The following is a 19,046-nucleotide window of genomic DNA, read 5'->3' as shown; positions in this document are numbered from 1 at the left end:
AGAAAATTATGAATGAGATATAGTGAAAAGTTTTAATGTATTACAGGTAGGAATCTAAGTATAGGGTGAATTTATAGTATTAAGGTATATTTATATATGGTTGTATATTTTAAATGGTTGAAATAAAAATGTTTGTAGAGTATAATTTTAAAAGTATTAGTATACGGAAGAAAGGAATGTACTTAGATGAGATTAGGAATTGTAGGATTACCAAACGTAGGGAAGAGTACTTTATTTAATGCTATAACAAAAGCAGGAGCAGAATCTGCTAACTACCCATTCTGTACAATTGAACCAAATGTAGGTGTTGTTAGCGTTCCAGATAAAAGATTAGATGTACTTGAAAAAATGTATAACACTAAAAGAAAAGTTTATACTGCTGTAGAATTTTATGATATAGCTGGACTTGTAAAAGGAGCTTCTAAAGGAGAAGGATTAGGAAATAAGTTCTTATCACATATAAGAGAAGTTGAAGCTATAGTACATGCGGTAAGATGTTTTGATGATGGAAATGTTGTTCACGTAGAAGGGTCTGTAGATCCAATTAGAGATATAGAAACAATTAATTTAGAGCTTATCTTTGCTGATTTAGAAGTTTTAGAAAGAAGAATGGAAAAAGGAGTTAAGCTTGCAAGATCAGGGGATAAAAAGGCGAAAGCAGAATATGAAATAATGGAAAAAGTTAAGGCTCATTTAGAGGCTAATAAACCAATAAGAACTTTAGAAGTAACAGAAGAAGAAGATGCATTTATCAAAACTTTATTTATGATTACATCTAAGCCAGTTTTATATTCTTGCAATATTTCTGAAGATGATATGATGAGTGGTAATCTTGAAAATGATTATGTAAAGAAAGTTAAAGAATATGCTGAAAATGAAAACTCAGGAGTAGTTGTAGTTTGTGCTAAACTTGAAGAAGAACTTTCAGGATTAGAAGATGATGAAAAAGCAGAAATGCTTGAAGAATATGGATTAGAAGAGTCTGGGTTAGATAAGCTTATAAGAGCTTCATATAAACTTTTAGGTTTAATAAGTTATTTAACTGCTGGTGTACAAGAAGTAAGAGCTTGGACTATAAAAGAAGGAACAAAAGCTCCTGCTGCTGCAGGTAAGATTCACTCAGATATCGAAAGAGGATTCATTAGAGCAGAAATAGTTGGATATGATGATTTAGTAGCATGTGGTTCAGAAGCGGCTGCTAAAGAAAAGGGCTTATATAGATTAGAAGGAAAAGAGTACGTTATGAAAGATGGAGATGTTGTAAACTTCAGATTTAACGTATAATAATTACTTTATAGTGTATATGTAATTTGAAAAGATTATATATGCACTATTTTTTTCTCAGAAAAATGTAAAGAAAAGTACGAAAAATGATTTGAAAATTATTTAAAATAATTACAAGAAATTACAAAAAGGCCTGAAGCATTGAAATTACTAGCTTAAAAAATGAAAAACTCATTAAAAAGTAGCAAAACTACTTGAAGAATGCATAAAAGTTTTATAAAATATATATAAAGTGGTTAAAAGTGGTGAAAAGTGGTTAGATGTAGAGTGAATTTCTGAGGTGCAAAATGTTCATAGGAGAATATCAACATAGTCTAGATAGCAAAAATAGAATAGTTGTACCTTCAAAATTAAGGGAGGGCTTAGGAGAGAAATTTATAATCAGTAAAGGGTTAGATGGATGTCTTTATGCTTATCCTATAGATGAATGGCAGAAGTTCGAAGAAAAATTAAAAAATTTACCACTAACTAATAGAGATGCTAGAGCTTTCGTAAGATTCTTTGTTGCTGGTGCAACAGAAGTTGAAACAGACAAACAAGGAAGAGGTTTAATTCCGGCAAATCTTAGAGAATATGCAGGCATTGAAAAGGAAATAGTAACTATAGGTGCTTTAAATAAGGTTGAGATTTGGAGTAAGGAAAAATGGGAAAGCTATAATGAGTCAGATATCGATTTTGATAGTATAGCTGACAAAATGGGCGATTTAGGAATATAAGGAGTTTTTAAAATGGAATTTAATCACGTTTCAGTTCTTTTAAACGAATGTTTAGATGCTTTAAATATTAAGGAAGATGGAATTTATGTAGATGGCACACTTGGTGGTGCTGGTCATTCTTCAGAAATTCTTAAAAGACTGTCAGAAAATGGTCGTTTAATTGGTATTGACCAAGATACTGACGCTTTAAAAGCAGCAGCCATAAGGTTGCAGAATTTTAATAATGTAACATTCGTACATAATAATTTTTATAATATTAAACAAATATTAGATGATTTAGATATTGAAGAGGTAGATGGAATACTAATGGATTTAGGAGTTTCATCATATCAGCTAGATACTGGAGAAAGAGGATTTAGTTATATGAAAGATGCACCTCTTGATATGAGAATGAATAGAGAAAATGAATTATCTGCTTATGAGGTTGTAAACACATATTCAGAAGATGAATTATATAGAATTATAAGAGATTATGGTGAAGAAAAGTTTGCAAAAAGAATAGCTACATTTATAGTTAATGCTAGAGAAGAAAAAAATATTGAAACTACGTTAGAATTAGTAGAAATAATAAAAAATGCTATACCAGCAAAAGCTAGGAGAGAAGGACCACATCCGGCAAAAAGAACTTTCCAAGCTATAAGAATTGAGGTTAATAGTGAGTTATCAATTTTAAATAGAGCTATAGAAGATGGAGTAAGTAAGCTGTCTAAAGGTGGAAGAATGGCAATTATAACTTTCCATTCATTAGAAGATAGAATAGTAAAAAATAAATTTAGAGATTTAGCTGTAGCTTGTAGATGTCCAAAGGAATTTCCGATTTGTGTTTGTGGAGAAAAAGCTAAAGTTAAGGTGATTTCTAGAAAAGCAATAGATCCATCTAAAGAAGAAGTGGAAATGAATCCAAGAAGTAGAAGCGCAAAATTAAGGGTAATTGAAAAATTATAAAAAGGGTAAATTAATGTGTGGGAGATGTGAATAAAATGGTTGTGAGAGAATATGATTATATAAGAGGAAATACAGCGCTTGCACCTGAAAGAAAGATAAAGGAGCAAGAAGTTAAAAGAAAAAAGAAACAAGTAAAAAAAGAGTTTGACTGGAAAAACAACAGAATAAAAATAATATCTTCAGCAGTTATTGTTTCGATTTTAGGGGTAGCTAGTTTAACTATTGATAGCTATGTATATAAAATTCAAAAAAATTTATCAAATTTAGAAGTTGAGATGGATGTAGAATTAGCAAAAAGTGAAGCTATGAAAGTAGATTTACTTAAGGTATCTTCTCTTGATAATATAAATAATGTAGCTATAAATGGATTAAATATGACTTATCCTGATAAATCAAGCAGTATAACAATTGATATGTCTAAGAATTATTTTGATCACATAAAAGATAAAAAAGAAACTAATACAAAGACAGGCCTAATAGCAAAAATAGCAAATTGGATGAATTAATGAATAACTTATAGAATTCCTTTATAGGATTTCTATAAGTTAAAATTGCTTTAGAAAGAATAAGTATTAGATATTAACTTTTTCTTTTATTCATTAATTCATCAGGGTATGGGGGAAGAGTTATGAGTAAAAGATCATTCAAAGACCGAGCAGTTATGAAGAAAAGAATGACAATCGTTATTGGTGTGATAACTTTGACATTTTTAATTCTTAGCTTAAGATTAGCCTACATAATGATTGTTAAGAGAGAAGATTATGCTAAGAGAGCTGAAGAACAATGGACAAGTGAAGTAAGGATTGATGCAAGGCGTGGTAGAATCTTAGATAGAAATGGAGAAGAACTTGCTGTTTCTGCTGATGTATATAGGGTTGATTTTGACCTTAATTCAATTAGACAAAGTCTAAACAAGAAAGGGTTGGAAACAAAGGATATAGCGCCATTAATTGCTAATGCTTTAGATTTAGAAAGTGATGAAGTACTTGAAAAGTTAGAAACTAAATTGCCAAGTGGAGCTGATGCTGGATCTGCTAATCTTGTTAGAAGAATAGAGAAAGAAGCAGCGGATAAAGTAAAAGCTTTAGAAATAAGTGGGGTAATTGTATCGCCAGATACAAAAAGATATTATCCAAATGGTGAGTTTTTAGCACATGTTCTTGGAAGTACAAATGTAGATGGACAAGGATTGACAGGTGTAGAGTTACAGTATAATGAATATTTATCTGGAGTTCCAGGAATAAGAATATCAGAATTAGATAGGAATAGTGCAAATGTTTCGTATACAATATCTAAGTTTACAGCGCCAATAACAGGTAAGGATGTTACCCTTACAATAGATAAAAATATTCAAGCTTTTGCAGAAAAAGCTGCAGAAAAGGCTTTAGTAGATAATAAAGCAGCTAGAGTTTCAATATTAGTAATGGATCCAAATAATGGAGAAGTTTTGGCGATGGTAAATAAACCAGATTTTGATCCTAACAATCCGTTTGATGGATATTCTGATTTTACTGGAAACACTGATGCTGAAAAACTACAAAAAATGTGGAGAAATAGCTTAGTGAATGATACATTTGAACCAGGTTCTATATTTAAGGTTGTAACTATGGTAACAGCATTAGAAGAAGGTCTTGTAAGTGAGACAGATAAGTTTACATGTGGAGGAAGTTTGCAAGTAGGACCTCATACAATAAAATGTTGGAAGCATGGGGGACATGGTGAGCAAACATTACCAGAAATACTTCAGAATTCATGTAACGTAGGATTTATGAAGTTAGGTGAAAAGATTGGTAAGGAAAAATTAACTGAATATATAAAGAAATTAGGTTTTGGACAGGTTTCAGGAATAGATTTACCAGGTGAAGCAAAAGGTATAATAAAAAGTGCTGAATCAATAAAAGAAGCAGATTTAGCGACAATTTCTTTTGGACAAACTAACACTGTAAATGCAGTACAATATATGACCGCATTTAATGCATTAGCTAATGGTGGATCCCTTATTCAACCACATATAATGAAAACTGTAACTCATACAACATCAACAGGAGAAGAGGTTGTTGACGAGGTTTTTGAACCAACAGTAAAAGAAAATGTTTTATCTGAAGAGATGACTGCAGTTTTAAGAGATTATCTAGAAAGAACAGTTAATAAAGGCGGTTCTAATAGATCATATATAGCTGGATATCATATAGGAGGTAAAACTGGTACAGCACAAAAAGTTAACCCTGTTACTGGGGGATATGAATCAGGAAAGTATATATCATCTATGGCTGCTATGGTTCCAACTGACAATCCAAAGGTTACGGTTTTTGTTAGTATAGATGAGCCTAGTAATGGTGATTACTATGCAGGTGTTGTAACAGCTCCTGTAGCTAAAGTGTTGATAGATGATATTATAAATTATATGAATGATGAAATTTTTAAGGATAATGATTCTATTTTAAGAGAAGTTGTAATTCCGGAATTAAGAGGACTATCATTAGATGAAGCTAAAAAGGTTCTCAAAGATAACAATTTAGAGTATAATATTGAAGGAAGTGGGTCTATAATAACAGATATAAAACCATATCCTGGATATGTAGTAAAAGAGGGATCAAAGATTAATCTTTACACTGATGGAGATGGAAATTATAATAGAAATGTTGTTATGCCAGATTTGATAGGATATTCTAAAGAGGCAGCTATAGAACTATTAGAAAGCTTAGGAATTAATTATACTCTTCAGGGAGATGGGGTTGTTAGCAATCAAAGCACTCCACAAGGAGAGGTAATTGTTATAGGTGATACGGTAAAACTTATACTTACTTCGGATTACGGAGATTAGAAGTTTGCCATTAGTTTAGCATGTGGAATATCACATGCTAAATTTTTATCTTTTAAGATATCTATTTATAAGAGGAGATGAAGTAATGAAACTATTACAATTGTTAGATGGGGTAAATTATAAAGTAGTAAAAGGAACTTTAGATAAAGAAATAGTCAATATTCAGTATGATAGTAGAAAAGTCACTAACAATGACATTTTCGTATGTCTTTCAGGGTTTGAGGTTGATGGACATAATTTTGCTAATAAGGCAATTGAAAATGGTGCAAGAGTAATAATATGTGAGAAAGATATAGAATTAGTTAATGAATCAAATGATGTAACTATTATTAAAGTTGATGAAGGAAGAAAAACATTAGCTACTATGGCAGCTAATTATTATGATCATCCAACAAAAAAACTTAAATTAATTGGTGTTACAGGAACTAATGGTAAAACAACAAGTGTATACATACTAAAATCAATTTTAGAAAAGTCAGGAGAAAAAGTTGGTTTAATTGGAACTATAGCTAATTATATAGGTGATGAAAAGATAGAATCTACTCATACTACTCCAGAATCATTAGAGTTACAAAAATTATTTAAGAATATGGTGGATAAAGGTTGTAAATATTGTGTAATGGAAGTATCATCTCACTCTTTAGCTTTAGATAGAGTATATGGCTGTCATTTTGATATAGGTATATTTACTAATATTACAAGAGATCACTTAGATTTCCATAAAACGTTTGAAAATTATTATGATGCAAAATTTAAGCTTTTTGAAAGAAGTGATTATTCTATAATAAATGTAGATAACAACTACGGATACAATGTAATTAGAGATTTAGAAAAACTAAATAAAAAAGCTATAACTTACTCTATTAGTGAAGAAAGTGATTATAGGGCAACAGAAGTTGAGTTTATAGGCCAAGATACTATATTTACAGTTAATGGTACAAGATATGAATTTGTTTTGCCAGGAGAATATAATGTCCATAATGCATTAGGATGTATAGCAGCAGCTAAGACATTAGGAATAAGTGAAGAAAATATAAAAAGCGGTTTATTAGATGTAGTAGTTCCTGGTAGATGCGAAAGAGTTGGGATCAAGTACAACCTTCCTTATGAATTAATAATAGACTTTGCTCATACACCAGATGGATTGAAAAATCTTTTAGAAACTTTAAGAATACTTACAAAAAATAGATTAATTGCTGTTTATGGTAGTGGTGGAGATAGAGATAAGGTTAAAAGAGCTGAAATGGGTAGAATAGGTAGCGAAATAGCAGATTTAGTAATTATAACATCTGATAATCCGAGAACAGAAGATCCTATTGCTATTCTAAAAGAGATTAGTTGTAATATACAAAAAACTAACTATTTAGCAATTGAAGATAGAGTTGAGGCTATAAGGTTAGCAATGGATATGGCTGAGCCAGGAGATGTAGTAGTACTTGCTGGTAAAGGTCATGAAACTTATCAAATAATGCCTGAAGGAAAGGTGCATTTTGATGAAAGAGAAGTAATTGCTGATATTTTAAATAAGTAATAAGAGGTGTAGTAATGGAAATAACTTTCAAAGAACTTTTGGATGCTATAAAAGGTGAAATTATTATAGATAGTAGCAAAAAAGAGTTTAATAAGTTTTGTATTGATACTAGAAAGATTGAAGAAGGCAATATTTTTGTAGCTTTAAAGGGGGAAAAATTTAACCCAAATAAAAATGCCATTGAAGCTATTGATAAAGGTGCAAATATAGTATTAGTAGATGAAGTATTTTTTGATAAGGCAGATATTAAAAAAGAAGGAACAATAATAAAAGTGGAGAGTTGTCATAAAGCTTTGTTAGATTTAGCTAACTATTATAGAAAAAAGTTAAATCTAAAAGTTATTGGGGTAACTGGATCAACAGGAAAGACATCTACAAAAGATTTAGTTGCAGCTTTTTTAAGTCATAAGTTTAAAGTCTTTAAGACTAAAGGGAATTTCAATAGTGAAATAGGGTTACCACTTATGATTTTTGAATTAACTAGTGAATATGATGTGGCAGTTTTAGAAATGGGAATGAGCGATTTAGGGGAGATACACAATCTTGCTAAGACAGCTCTTCCTGATATGGCTGTTATAACTAATATTGGTTTATCTCATCTAGAAAATCTTAAGACACAAGAAAATATTTTAAAAGCTAAAATGGAGATTACTGATTTCTTTGATAAGGATAGTGTTTTAGTTGTTAATGGAGAAGATAGACTATTAAACAAATTAGATAATAAATGTTTTAAAATTGAAAAAACTGGATATAATCATGAATATGATGTTTACGCTACTAATATTATATTAAGAGAGAACTCTACAGAATTTACTGCCCATCATAAGGGGAATGAATTTACATTTAAATTACCTATGGCAGGAAAGCATAATGTTTTAAATTCTATGTTAGCAATTGATATTGCATTAAACTTAGGATTATCTTTTGAAGATATGAACAAAGGACTAGAAAATTTAGAAGCAACATCGATGAGATTGCAAGTTATAAAAAAAGAAAATATAACAATTATAAATGATTGTTATAATGCTAGCCCGGATTCAATGAAATCATCTTTAGATGTTTTAGCTACTTATAACGGCGGAAGAAAGGTTGCTATACTTGGTGATATGTATGAGTTAGGTTCTAAATCTAAAGAAGCTCATGCTGAAGTTGGAAGTTATGCAACTGACAAAGTTGAATTGTTAATAGTCATAGGAGAAAATATTGAAGAATTTAGAAGTGGCTATAAAGGTAAAAGTATAGTTGCATTTAAAACTAAAGATGAATGTTTAGATAAACTAAAAGATTATATAAATAAAAATGATATTATTTTAGTTAAAGCATCTAGGGGAATGAAATTTGAAGAGGTAGTAAATGAGCTTGAATCTATCTCAATATATTAGAGGAGGTGAACTGCTTTTAGCAGTGAAAAATGGGGGATAAAATGATAAACATAATAACATCAAAATATGCAATAGCAGCGGTACTAAGTTTGCTAATTTCATTAGCATTAGGGCCTATTGCTATACCAGCATTAAGAAGATTAAAATTCGGACAAAACATAAGAAAAGAAGGACCTCAAAGCCATCTTAAAAAAGCCGGTACACCGACAATTGGTGGATTAATATTTATAGGATCTACTTTAATTACGATGATTGCTTTAAGATTAAAGTGGAATGATGAAGCTATGATAGCTTTATACTCACTTATAGCCTTTGGATTTATAGGATTTTTAGATGATTTACTTAAAATAATAAAAAAGGATAACGAAGGATTAAAAGCTTGGCAAAAGATGGTCCTATTATTGGTCTTCTCTGGAGCTATAGCGTATTATGGATATTTAAATTTAAGTACAGGTATGATAATACCTTTCTTAGGTAAAAAAGTGGCTCTTGGAATGTTTTATATTCCGTTTGTAATCTTTATTTATGCAGCAACAACAAATGCAGTTAATTTAACAGACGGTTTAGATGGTTTAGCATCTACAGTATCAGTTTTAGTTTTAACATTTTTTGCAGTAAGCGCATTTATATTAGGACATGATTCAGTTGGTCTTTTCTGTATAGCTTTAATAGGTGGATTGATAGGGTTCTTAAAATATAATGCATATCCAGCAAAAATATTTATGGGAGATACTGGTTCGTTAGCTATAGGTGGAGCAATTGCAACAATTGCAATTATATTAGAGATACCTCTACTTATTCCAGTAGTAGGAGGAATATATGTGCTTGAAACATTATCTGTAATTATTCAAGTAACATCATTTAAATTAACTGATAAAAGAATATTTAAGATGGCTCCAATACATCACCATTTTGAACAATGTGGATGGAGCGAAGTTAAGATTGTAACAGTATTTTCAATAGTAACTGTTATTTTATGCATGATAGGATTCTGGGCACTTTAGAAATTTAATATGGAGGAGTGTTTATGAGATTTAATGAACCCCTAAATAAAAAGAAGTTAGGGGAAGTAGACTATGGTATATTCTATTCTTTATTTCTATTGTTGGCTATAGGAATAGTTATGATTTATTCAGCTAGCTCTTTCTATGCTATGTTTAAATATAAAAACAGTATGTATTACTTAATAAGGCAAGGTGCATTTGCTATAATTGGTGTAATAGCATTAGTAATGATGATGAAATTTGATTATCATAAGCTAAAAAAAATAACACCATATTTATTAATAGCTACAATTCCATTGTTAATTGCAGTTTTCTTTTTTCCAGAAGTAAATGGAGCTAGAAGATGGATTAAATTAGGTATATTATCATTTCAACCTTCTGAGTTAACGAAATACGTAGTAGTTATGTTTTTAGCTATGAGTATTGATATGAAAGGTGATAGAATTAAAAGATTTTGGGATGGACTAGTACCTTATTTAGGTGTAGCAGGTTTTTTTGCTGCGATGATATTAGCAGAGAAGAATATGAGTATTGCTACGATCATTATGATTGTGACATTTATAATGCTTTTTGTTGCGGGTGGACAAATTAAGCATTTATTTGGAATAATATTTCCGGCTATGCTTACGTTAGCTATATTCTTTATTTTTAGCTCTGATTATCGTAGAGCTAGAATGTTAAACTTTATAGATCCGTGGAAAGATGCAGCTGGTGATGGGTATCAACTTATACAATCTTTTTATGCACTTGGTGCAGGTGGAATAACAGGTTTAGGATTAGGAGAATCAAGGCAAAAGATTTTATATATGCCAGAGCCACATAATGACTTTATATTTTCAATTATTGGAGAAGAGTTAGGTTTAGTTGGATGCTTGTTCATTGTGGGATTATTTTTATTTCTTATTTGGAGAGGAATAAGAGTAGCAATGAAGGCTAAAGATACTTATGGTAAATTACTTGCAGTAGGTATTACTTCAATAATTGCAGTTCAAGCAATAATAAATATTGCTGTTGTCACAGGGTCTATGCCTGTAACAGGTGTTCCTATGCCGTTTATAAGTTATGGAGGAACATCACTAGTAATAAATCTTATGGCAATGGGAATTCTATTAAATATATCATCACAAATAGAAAAAAGTGTAACTTAAGAGAGTACCTCTAAATATAGAGGTACTTTTTGTTGTTAATGTAAATAATGTAATAAAATTGTAACTAAATTTTGGGTGAAAAACTTGAAGAAAAATGATATTATTATATATAGATATATTTAGAAAAGGATGAAATATTGCAAAATGACAGAATATAAACAAAGTAATGAGATTAAGAAATATCTAAAGAGTAAAAAAAGAAAGAAAAAGTTGAAAAAGATGATAATGATAATGATTGTATTAACAATTGCTATACTTTTGTTTTTAACTAAAGCGCCTATCTTTAATATTAAAACAATCGATGTGATTGGGACATCTAAAATAAGTTCTGATAACTTGAAAGAGAATTTAAAAGTTTTTATTGGAGAAAATATTTATATTATAAATGAAAATGATATTAAAAGTGCATTAATGCAAGATAAATATGTTAAAGAGGTTAAGATATCTAGAAAAGGGATATCTAAATTAGTTATAAATATAGTTGAAGAGTCTCCTGTGTTTTATGTTGAGAATAATGGAGTTATAGAAGTTATAAATGAAGATTTAGTAGTGATAGAAGAAATCGATAGCATAGAAGGGAGAAATTTAGTGAAAATATCAGGAATAGAATCAGAAAAGATATCACTTGGTGAAAAAATTAATGATGATGAGATACTTCCTAGTATATTAAAGAAATTTTATCCTTACATAGCTCAAAATAGAGAGTCTATTAAATTTGATGAAATAAATATTGCAGATATTGTAAATATAAAAGGTCGAATTGGAAATGTGGAAATATTTTTTGGTGATGATTCCGATCTACATGAAAAAATGGAAAATGTTTATAGAATATTATTGTCAGATGAAATTAAGTTAACTAAAGGATATATAGACGTTAGCTTTGATGGACCACCTATAATTAAGAATATATCAAGCTAGGGGGAGTATTTATGAAAAAAATAATATCACAACTTGTGGTTGCTATAGTATGTGCAATTTTAGGATTTTTATTAACATACCAATTTAAAATGTTAAGATTACAAGAGGATGCAAAGTCTACTGCACAAAATCAAGATATTTTATATCAAATAGAAGCATTGAAAAAAGAAAAAGAAGAACTGTCCGAAACTAATAAAACCTTATCTGAAGAGATTAAGCGATTAGAAGAAGTTGCAGCTGAAGAAGGAGCTTTAGAAAATGAAATAAAGAAACAGTTAGATAATGCAAGGATGCATTTAGGATTGTTAGATGTTAAAGGCTCAGGAATAGTAATAACAATTACACCTAAAACAACTATTTTTGGAGAAAATACTACAGATAGTACAGTTGGGATTAGCGAAGAGGAATTAATTCATATTATAAACCTTTTATGGTATTCAAGAGCTGAGGCTATTTCAGTAAATGATATTAGAATAACACCTCAAACAGGAATTAAAACGTCAGGGAGAAGTATTTCTATAGGAACAGTTGGATTAGTTGATCCAAAATCTAAAATAGTAATAAAGGCTATAGGAGATAAAGCAAAGCTTAATGTAGGTGTAAGCTATGGTAATTCTTTAGCGTATGGAGCGTTGAAAAATTATAGTGTAGAGACAAAAACTAGTGATGATATAGTTATAAATAAGACTACACAAAGTTTAAGAAATGAATATATAAAGCCTGTACAATAAAGGAGGATTATAGTTATGATTGGATTTATAGGATTATTAGTAGGTGTACTACTAGGATTAGTTTTGAATGTGAATATACCTGATAAATTTTCTCCATATATGTCTGTGGCAATTTTAGCGTGCTTAGACTCAGTTTTTGGAGCGTTACGTGCAAGTTTATCTAAAAGTTTTAAACCGGATATTTTTATTTCAGGCTTTGTAGGAAATGCTATTTTAGCGGCAGCACTTGCGTATTTAGGCGATAAATTAGGAATTCCTATATATATAGCAGCAGTAATTGTTTTTGGAGGACGTATATTTGATAATTTCGCAATAATAAGAAGATTCTTGCTTGAAAAACTTAAAAATCGACAAAGAGGTGATTAAGTGAAGAAGCATATAGATAAAATATTGATTTTTATTGCGGCAATTATAACAGGTACGCTTATATCTATTAGTTTTGGTGATAGTAAAGTAGATACTTTTTTTTCAATGAAAAGTATAGAATATAAGGATGCAATTGAGCAACGAAATTTATTATATAAAGAAATATCTGATTTAAAAGAAAATAATAACGAAATTATGTATAAATTAAGGGATTACAATCAAGGGGAAGAAAAACACCAGAAGGTAATAGACGATATGAAGTTGCAGCTTAGTGACTACAGTGAGATTGCAGGAACTACAGCATTAGAAGGTAGTGGTATAGTAATAAAAATAAAAGATGGATATTATGATATAAGTGAAAGCACTTCATATGAAATTGATAGAAGAACATTGCATGCAACTGATGCAGCCTTATTAATAAATGAATTAAGAGCTATAGGGGCTGAGGCTATAGCGATAAATGGTTATAGAGTATTAAACGATACTGGAGTACAGTGTGAATGGGCTTTTATAGGCTTTAATGATAATAATCAGACAATAGAAGGGCAGCCATTTTATTTTTATGCATTAGGAAAGCCAGAAGAATTAGAAGCTGCTTTATTCTCGGATGGAAGTTATCTAAATAGGCTTATAATAAGAGGCTTAGAAATAGAAGTTGAAAAAAGAGAGGACTTATATTTTCCACCAACAAACAGAATCCTAGACTTTCAATATATGGAAAGAGCAGATTCTTAAGCAAAACTAATTTTTATAATAAAATTATTAAAAAAATTTTATGAAAATGTGAATTTTATGAAGGAAATTTTGGGTTTTTGGAGAATAAAAATATGTAGAAGATTCTCCATAAAGGAGGGACTAATTATAGATATAAAAGGTAAAATTAAAGAGATTTTAAATTCTATACCAGATGACGTACAACTTGTAGCTGTATCTAAGACAAAGCCAGTTGAAGATATTTTAGAAGCTTATGATATTGGTATAAGAAATTTTGGCGAAAATAAGGTGCAAGAATTAGTTGATAAATACGAAAAATTACCTAAAGATATAAAATGGCATTTAATTGGGGCTCTTCAGACGAATAAGGTTAAATATATAGTAGGTAAAGTAAGTTTAATTCATTCTTTATCTAGTATAAAGCTTCTTGAGAAAATTGAATTAGAATATGGAAAGAAAAATATTACTGCCGATGTTTTAATTCAAATTAATATTGGAAGAGAATCGTCTAAAAGTGGTATATTAGAAGAAGAATTGGATCAATTAATTGAAGCTGTAGAGAAATGTAAAAATATTAAAGTTAAAGGTATTATGGTTATAATACCAAAAGGTAATGATGAAGAAAATAGATATTACTTTAGAAGGACTTATGATATTTTTAAAACTCTAAAAAATAGTAATTATAAAAATATAACAATGGAAATTTTATCAATGGGGATGACCCATGATTACAAAATAGCAATAGAAGAAGGATCTAATTTAATAAGAATTGGAACTGGAATTTTTGGAGCAAGATAAATTGTAGGAGGAGTTATAATGAGTATGTTAAGTAAATTTAAAGAAATGGTTTTTGGAGAATATGATGAGGATTTTGAAGATATAGAAGAAAATGAAGAAGAGGAAGAAATAGAAGAAGTCGAGTCTATTATATCTAAGCAAAAGGGTAATAAGGTTGTTAATATACACAATAGTGCTTCACCAAAGATTATGGTTGTAAAACCATCAAGTTATGAAGAAGCTAAAGAGATTGCAGATGCTCTTAAAAATAGAAAGATTATAGTTGTTAATACTACAGCATTAGAGGCAAAAGTAGCACAAAGATTAGTTGATTTCATAAGTGGTGCCGTTTGTGTCTTAGGAGCACAATTACAAGAAATTGAACAAAGAGTATATCTTTTATCACCTTCAAATGTTGAAGTTTCTAGCGAATTAAAAACAGAAATAAGCAGTAAAGCTTTATTTAGCTGGAATAAATAGAGGAGCTAAAAATAGCTAATGATAAAAAAAGAAGAAGTAATAAGAAACTTTAGTAAAGAAGAAAGAGATGAAGTTGTAAAAATATATGAATGGATGGAGTTAGCTTATGAAAAGGAAATACCGTTGTTTTCAAGAAGTTTTTGTACTCCAAACATATGGTTATATTTTGTTAACAATTTTAATTCGAAAAATTTTAAGGTAGAAGCTAATGGATACTTTGAAGAAAGTGATAGAAGGGTACTATCTTTTAATAATATATATGGAAGTGATTATCCATATAAGTTAATAAAAATTGAAAAAAAATCAAAGTTTGATTCTTTATCTCATAGAGATTATCTAGGCTCAATTATGGCCTTAGGTATGGAGAGAGAGAAGTTTGGGGACTTAAGAGTTTATGAAAACTATGCAGTTGTTCCGGTTTATGAGGATGTTGTTGAGTATGTTATATCATCATTAAATTCCGTAGGTAAATCACCGGTTAGCTGTGAAGTGATAAATGACACAACATTATCTAAGGTTAACTTTTTAGAAGTTATAATTAATGTATCATCGTTAAGATTAGATAGTATTGTGTCTAAGCTTTCAAATATATCAAGGTCAAAAGCGTTGGACTTAATAAATCAAAATAAAATTTTAGTAGATTACTGTAAAGTAAATAGCAAAAGCTTAGAAGTTAAAGAAGGACAAAGGATAACTATCGCTGGAGTAGGTAAGTATATTATGGGGAATATTGTAGGTAATACTAAAAGCGGTAGGTTTAAAGTTAACATAAAGAAATATATTTAAAGAACGAGGTGGGGGAAAAATGAAATTAACGCCAATGGATATTAATAATAAAGAATTTAAGAGGGGAATTAGAGGATATAATCCCGATGAAGTTGATGAATTTTTAGATGAAGTTGTTGAAAATTATGAAGAGTTATATAAAGAAAATTCAAGACTAAAAGAAACTGTTACAAGACTTAAAGATAAAGTTGACCATTATGAAAGACTTGAGGCTACAATACAGAATACATTATTATTAGCTCAAAATGCTGCAGAGCAAGCAAAGGAGAGTTCACAAAAAGAAGCAGACTTAATTGTTAACAATGCAAATGAAACTGCTCAAAAAATTCTAGATAAAGCACATAGTGATGTTATCGGAATAAATGATGAATATGAGAGAGTTAAAGAAGAGTTTATTAAATTTAGAGCAAAATTTAGAGGCTTTATGAATACACAACTTCAAACTTTTGATGAGTTAGAAAAAGATTTAACTAAAAACTATAATGTTTCAGAAGTTATACAAGAATTAGAGTTAGGTAGTAAAGAGATTGAGACGAAGTCAAACGTAAATGAGGAAAGTGAGAGCAATACTGTTAAAGATGATGATATTTCCGAAATCAAGAGTTTCTTCGCAAAAAACTAATACATATTAAAGAGACGGAGACGTCTCTTTTAATTTTATATGATTTATTATTGTATAATACTTGAGTAACATATATAGATATATTATAATGTGGTAAGAATTATTATAAACGGAGAAATAAATTATATGGAAGAAATAATATTGAAAGTTACTGAAGAAAATACTGGAGAAAGGATAGATAAATATTTATCTACTGTTATTGAAGGAAAAACTAGATCATTTATTCAGGGTCTTATTGAAGAAAAAGCTGTAACGGTAAATGGTAAAATAATAAAGAGTAATTATAAAGTGAAGATAAACGATGAGGTAGTAGTGATTTTACCAGAACCTATAGAGCTAGATGTAAAAGCTGAAAATATAAAATTAGATATAGTTTATGAAGATAGTGATGTAATTGTAGTTAATAAACCTAAGAATATGGTAGTACATCCTGCACCAGGTAATTATAGTGGAACTTTAGTTAATGGGCTTTTATATCATTGCAAGGATTTGTCAGGTATAAATGGTGTTATAAGACCTGGTATAGTACATAGAATTGATAAAGATACTACAGGAATTTTAGTTGTAGCTAAAAATGATGAAGCACATAATTCTTTAGCAAAACAATTTAAAGATCACTCTATAAAAAGAGAATATTATGCATTAGTTGAAGGTAGGTTTTCTAAAGAGTCAGGTACTATAGATAAACCTTTAGGTCGTAATAAGAAGGATAGATTAAAAATGGATATAGTGGAAGACGGAAGGAGAGCTGTTACTCACTATGAAGTTTTAGAACAATATGATAAAGGTGTATCTTTAATAAAGTGTACTTTAGAGACAGGAAGAACTCATCAAATTAGAGTACATATGGCATCAATTGGACATCCACTAGTAGGTGATCAAACATATGGATTCAAAAAACAAAAGTTTAAAATTGAAGGGCAAGCATTACATGCAAAAACCTTAGGGTTTATACATCCTAGTACAGGTGAATACATAGAGTTTACATCAGATCTTCCAGAATATTTTGAAGAGTTAATAAGAAAGTTAAGATAGGAGGATTAACTATGAAATTAAAAGCTAACTTATTAGATCAAAACGCTATAAGAAGAAGTTTAATAAGAATATCTCATGAAATTATAGAAAAAAATAAAGGTGTTGAAGATATAGTATTAATAGGAATAAAAAGAAGAGGTTATCCTATTGCTAATAGAATTTCTGAAAATATTGAAAATATTGAAGGAATAAAAGTTCCAGTAGGTTATGTAGATATTACTTTATATAGAGACGATATATCAGAAATAATGGATATGCCAGAGGTTAAAAATATAGACTTAGGTGTTGAGGTTAAAGGCAAAAAAGTTATAATTGTAGATGACGTTTTATACACTTGTAGAACTGTAAGAGCTGCTATAGATGCGATAATTCATGCTGGTAGACCTAAATCAATACAATTAGCTGTGTTAATTGATAGAGGGCATAAAGAGTTGCCAATAAGAGCTGATTATGTTGGTAAAAATATTCCTACATCAAAATCAGAAATTGTAGCAGTAGAGATAACAGAGATAGATGAAGATGATTCAGTGAAAATATATGAATCATAAAAAAGGAGAAAAAGAATGGAATATAATTTAGTTGCAACTACTACCTTTGGATTAGAGGGAATAACGGCTAAGGAATTAAAAGCGTTAGGATATGAAGATTTAAAAACAGAAAATGGTAAGGTTCATTTTGTAGGCGATGAAATGGATATTGCTATAGCAAATGTTCATTTAAGAACTGCTGACAGAGTTTTTATAAAAATGGCTGAATTTGAAGCTAGAACCTTTGAAGAATTATTTCAAGGTACTAAAAAAGTTAAATGGAGTGAAATCATTCCTAAAGATGGGGTAATGCATGTAGTGGGTAAATCTGTGAAATCTACTTTATTTAGTGTTCCAGATTGTCAATCAATTGTTAAAAAGGCTATAGTAACAAGTATGAGTGAGAGTTATGGAATAGATAAGTTTGAGGAAGATGGACCTGTTTATAAAATTGAGGTTTCTATATTAAAAGATGTAGTTACACTATCTATAGATACAAGTGGTGTTGGTTTACATAAGAGAGGATATAGAGAGGAAGCTGGAATAGCACCGTTAAAAGAAACTTTAGCAGCAGCAATGGTATTAATATCTAGATGGAGAGGAAATTATCCTTTAGTTGATACTTTTTGTGGATCAGGAACTATATTAATAGAAGCTGCTATGATAGCTCAAAATATAGCACCAGGATTATGTAGAAATTTCGTATCAGAAACTTGGCCAACAATAGGTAGTGAAATCTATGAACAAGTTAAAGAAGGTGCTGAAAGAAGCATAAAGCATAATGATATTAAGCTTATTGGTTATGATATAGATGGTAGAATTTTAAGAGTTGCAAGAAGTAATGCTGAGAAAGCTGGTGTTTCAAAATATATAGAATTCCAAAAAAGAGATTTTAGAGAATTTAAGACTTCAGATAAAAATGGATTTATTATAACTAATCCGCCTTATGGAGAAAGATTAGGAGATAAGGATGAAGTAGGAGAACTTTATAGAATATTTGGAGAATATAAAAAGATACATAATACTTGGGATTTTAATATATTAACTTCTTTTGAAAACTTTGAAAGACCATTTGCAAGAAAAGCAAGTAAGAATAGAAAATTATATAATGGTAAAATAAAATGTTATTATTATCAATATTTTGATAATACATTAATTAAAAATGATGGAGATATGTTAATAAACCACATTTAATTTAATTAAAAGTTAATGAGAAAATCCAGTTTATACTGGATTTTTTTCTGTTAAGAAATTAA

Annotated in this window: 20 protein-coding genes; all 20 read left to right on the top strand. The window is 29.6% G+C overall.

What is annotated here, in order from left to right; all coding sequences use genetic code 11:
- Nucleotides 1–186 precede the first annotated feature (186 nt).
- The 20 genes from ychF to LQE93_RS00370 all read left to right on the top strand — a co-directional run bounded on the left by ychF (nucleotide 187) and on the right by LQE93_RS00370 (nucleotide 18,984).
- The gene (gene ychF / locus LQE93_RS00465) at nucleotides 187–1,284 is read left to right on the top strand and encodes a redox-regulated ATPase YchF (RefSeq protein WP_055265905.1); all 1,098 of its coding nucleotides are present in this window, start codon (nucleotides 187–189) and stop codon (nucleotides 1,282–1,284) included.
- A gap of 287 nt (nucleotides 1,285–1,571) precedes the next feature.
- Complete coding sequence (mraZ, locus tag LQE93_RS00460; protein WP_055265903.1) at nucleotides 1,572–2,000, top strand: division/cell wall cluster transcriptional repressor MraZ; 429 nt, start codon at nucleotides 1,572–1,574, stop codon at nucleotides 1,998–2,000.
- A gap of 12 nt (nucleotides 2,001–2,012) precedes the next feature.
- Nucleotides 2,013–2,945: a 16S rRNA (cytosine(1402)-N(4))-methyltransferase RsmH gene (rsmH, locus tag LQE93_RS00455; RefSeq protein WP_055265901.1), complete on the top strand. Its 933-nt coding sequence runs from the start codon at nucleotides 2,013–2,015 to the stop codon at nucleotides 2,943–2,945.
- Between the two features lie 35 nt (nucleotides 2,946–2,980).
- A complete protein-coding gene (locus tag LQE93_RS00450; RefSeq protein WP_055265900.1) occupies nucleotides 2,981–3,451 on the top strand; it encodes a hypothetical protein in 471 nt (156 codons plus the stop codon).
- A 122-nt stretch (nucleotides 3,452–3,573) separates the two neighbouring features.
- The gene (locus LQE93_RS00445) at nucleotides 3,574–5,769 is read left to right on the top strand and encodes a stage V sporulation protein D (RefSeq protein ID WP_055265898.1); all 2,196 of its coding nucleotides are present in this window, start codon (nucleotides 3,574–3,576) and stop codon (nucleotides 5,767–5,769) included.
- Nucleotides 5,770–5,854: 85 nt separating this feature from the next.
- Nucleotides 5,855–7,300: a UDP-N-acetylmuramoyl-L-alanyl-D-glutamate--2,6-diaminopimelate ligase gene (locus tag LQE93_RS00440; protein WP_055265896.1), complete on the top strand. Its 1,446-nt coding sequence runs from the start codon at nucleotides 5,855–5,857 to the stop codon at nucleotides 7,298–7,300.
- A 14-nt stretch (nucleotides 7,301–7,314) separates the two neighbouring features.
- On the top strand, nucleotides 7,315–8,682 hold the full coding sequence (locus LQE93_RS00435; protein WP_231071621.1) for a UDP-N-acetylmuramoyl-tripeptide--D-alanyl-D-alanine ligase: 1,368 nt from the start codon (nucleotides 7,315–7,317) through the stop codon (nucleotides 8,680–8,682).
- 41 nt (nucleotides 8,683–8,723) lie between these two features.
- The gene (mraY, locus tag LQE93_RS00430) at nucleotides 8,724–9,686 is read left to right on the top strand and encodes a phospho-N-acetylmuramoyl-pentapeptide-transferase (protein WP_231071619.1); all 963 of its coding nucleotides are present in this window, start codon (nucleotides 8,724–8,726) and stop codon (nucleotides 9,684–9,686) included.
- Nucleotides 9,687–9,709: 23 nt separating this feature from the next.
- Entirely contained in the window at nucleotides 9,710–10,834 is a 1,125-nt protein-coding gene (gene spoVE, locus LQE93_RS00425; RefSeq protein ID WP_055265889.1) for a stage V sporulation protein E, read from the top strand.
- A gap of 144 nt (nucleotides 10,835–10,978) precedes the next feature.
- Complete coding sequence (locus LQE93_RS00420; RefSeq protein WP_055265887.1) at nucleotides 10,979–11,752, top strand: cell division protein FtsQ/DivIB; 774 nt, start codon at nucleotides 10,979–10,981, stop codon at nucleotides 11,750–11,752.
- An 11-nt stretch (nucleotides 11,753–11,763) separates the two neighbouring features.
- On the top strand, nucleotides 11,764–12,483 hold the full coding sequence (locus tag LQE93_RS00415) for a DUF881 domain-containing protein (protein WP_055265885.1): 720 nt from the start codon (nucleotides 11,764–11,766) through the stop codon (nucleotides 12,481–12,483).
- A 15-nt stretch (nucleotides 12,484–12,498) separates the two neighbouring features.
- Complete coding sequence (locus tag LQE93_RS00410; protein ID WP_055265883.1) at nucleotides 12,499–12,849, top strand: small basic family protein; 351 nt, start codon at nucleotides 12,499–12,501, stop codon at nucleotides 12,847–12,849.
- Nucleotides 12,850–13,584, top strand: coding sequence for a DUF881 domain-containing protein (locus LQE93_RS00405; protein WP_055265881.1), 735 nt, complete (start codon nucleotides 12,850–12,852; stop codon nucleotides 13,582–13,584).
- A 126-nt stretch (nucleotides 13,585–13,710) separates the two neighbouring features.
- Nucleotides 13,711–14,361: a YggS family pyridoxal phosphate-dependent enzyme gene (locus LQE93_RS00400; protein ID WP_231071845.1), complete on the top strand. Its 651-nt coding sequence runs from the start codon at nucleotides 13,711–13,713 to the stop codon at nucleotides 14,359–14,361.
- An 18-nt stretch (nucleotides 14,362–14,379) separates the two neighbouring features.
- Nucleotides 14,380–14,820 carry a cell division protein SepF gene (locus tag LQE93_RS00395; protein WP_442870527.1) on the top strand — a complete coding sequence of 147 codons (441 nt, stop codon included), beginning with the start codon at nucleotides 14,380–14,382 and terminating at the stop codon, nucleotides 14,818–14,820.
- Between the two features lie 18 nt (nucleotides 14,821–14,838).
- Nucleotides 14,839–15,606: a YlmH family RNA-binding protein gene (locus LQE93_RS00390; RefSeq protein ID WP_055265877.1), complete on the top strand. Its 768-nt coding sequence runs from the start codon at nucleotides 14,839–14,841 to the stop codon at nucleotides 15,604–15,606.
- 19 nt (nucleotides 15,607–15,625) lie between these two features.
- A complete protein-coding gene (locus tag LQE93_RS00385) occupies nucleotides 15,626–16,228 on the top strand; it encodes a DivIVA domain-containing protein (protein WP_055265875.1) in 603 nt (200 codons plus the stop codon).
- A gap of 126 nt (nucleotides 16,229–16,354) precedes the next feature.
- On the top strand, nucleotides 16,355–17,263 hold the full coding sequence (locus tag LQE93_RS00380) for an RluA family pseudouridine synthase (RefSeq protein WP_055265873.1): 909 nt from the start codon (nucleotides 16,355–16,357) through the stop codon (nucleotides 17,261–17,263).
- 11 nt (nucleotides 17,264–17,274) lie between these two features.
- Nucleotides 17,275–17,811: a bifunctional pyr operon transcriptional regulator/uracil phosphoribosyltransferase PyrR gene (pyrR, locus tag LQE93_RS00375; RefSeq protein WP_055265871.1), complete on the top strand. Its 537-nt coding sequence runs from the start codon at nucleotides 17,275–17,277 to the stop codon at nucleotides 17,809–17,811.
- A gap of 15 nt (nucleotides 17,812–17,826) precedes the next feature.
- Nucleotides 17,827–18,984 (top strand): THUMP domain-containing class I SAM-dependent RNA methyltransferase, encoded by a 1,158-nt coding sequence (locus LQE93_RS00370; protein ID WP_055265870.1) that lies wholly within the window; start codon nucleotides 17,827–17,829, stop codon nucleotides 18,982–18,984.
- The last annotated feature ends 62 nt before the right edge of the window (nucleotides 18,985–19,046 follow it).

It is taken from the genome of Clostridium sp. NSJ-145, assembly GCF_021044725.1.
Classification (GTDB): Bacteria; Bacillota; Clostridia; order Clostridiales; family Clostridiaceae; genus Clostridium; species Clostridium disporicum_B.
The sequence above is the reverse complement of the archived record's forward strand: the minus strand, read 5'-3'. Positions and strand labels throughout refer to the sequence as shown.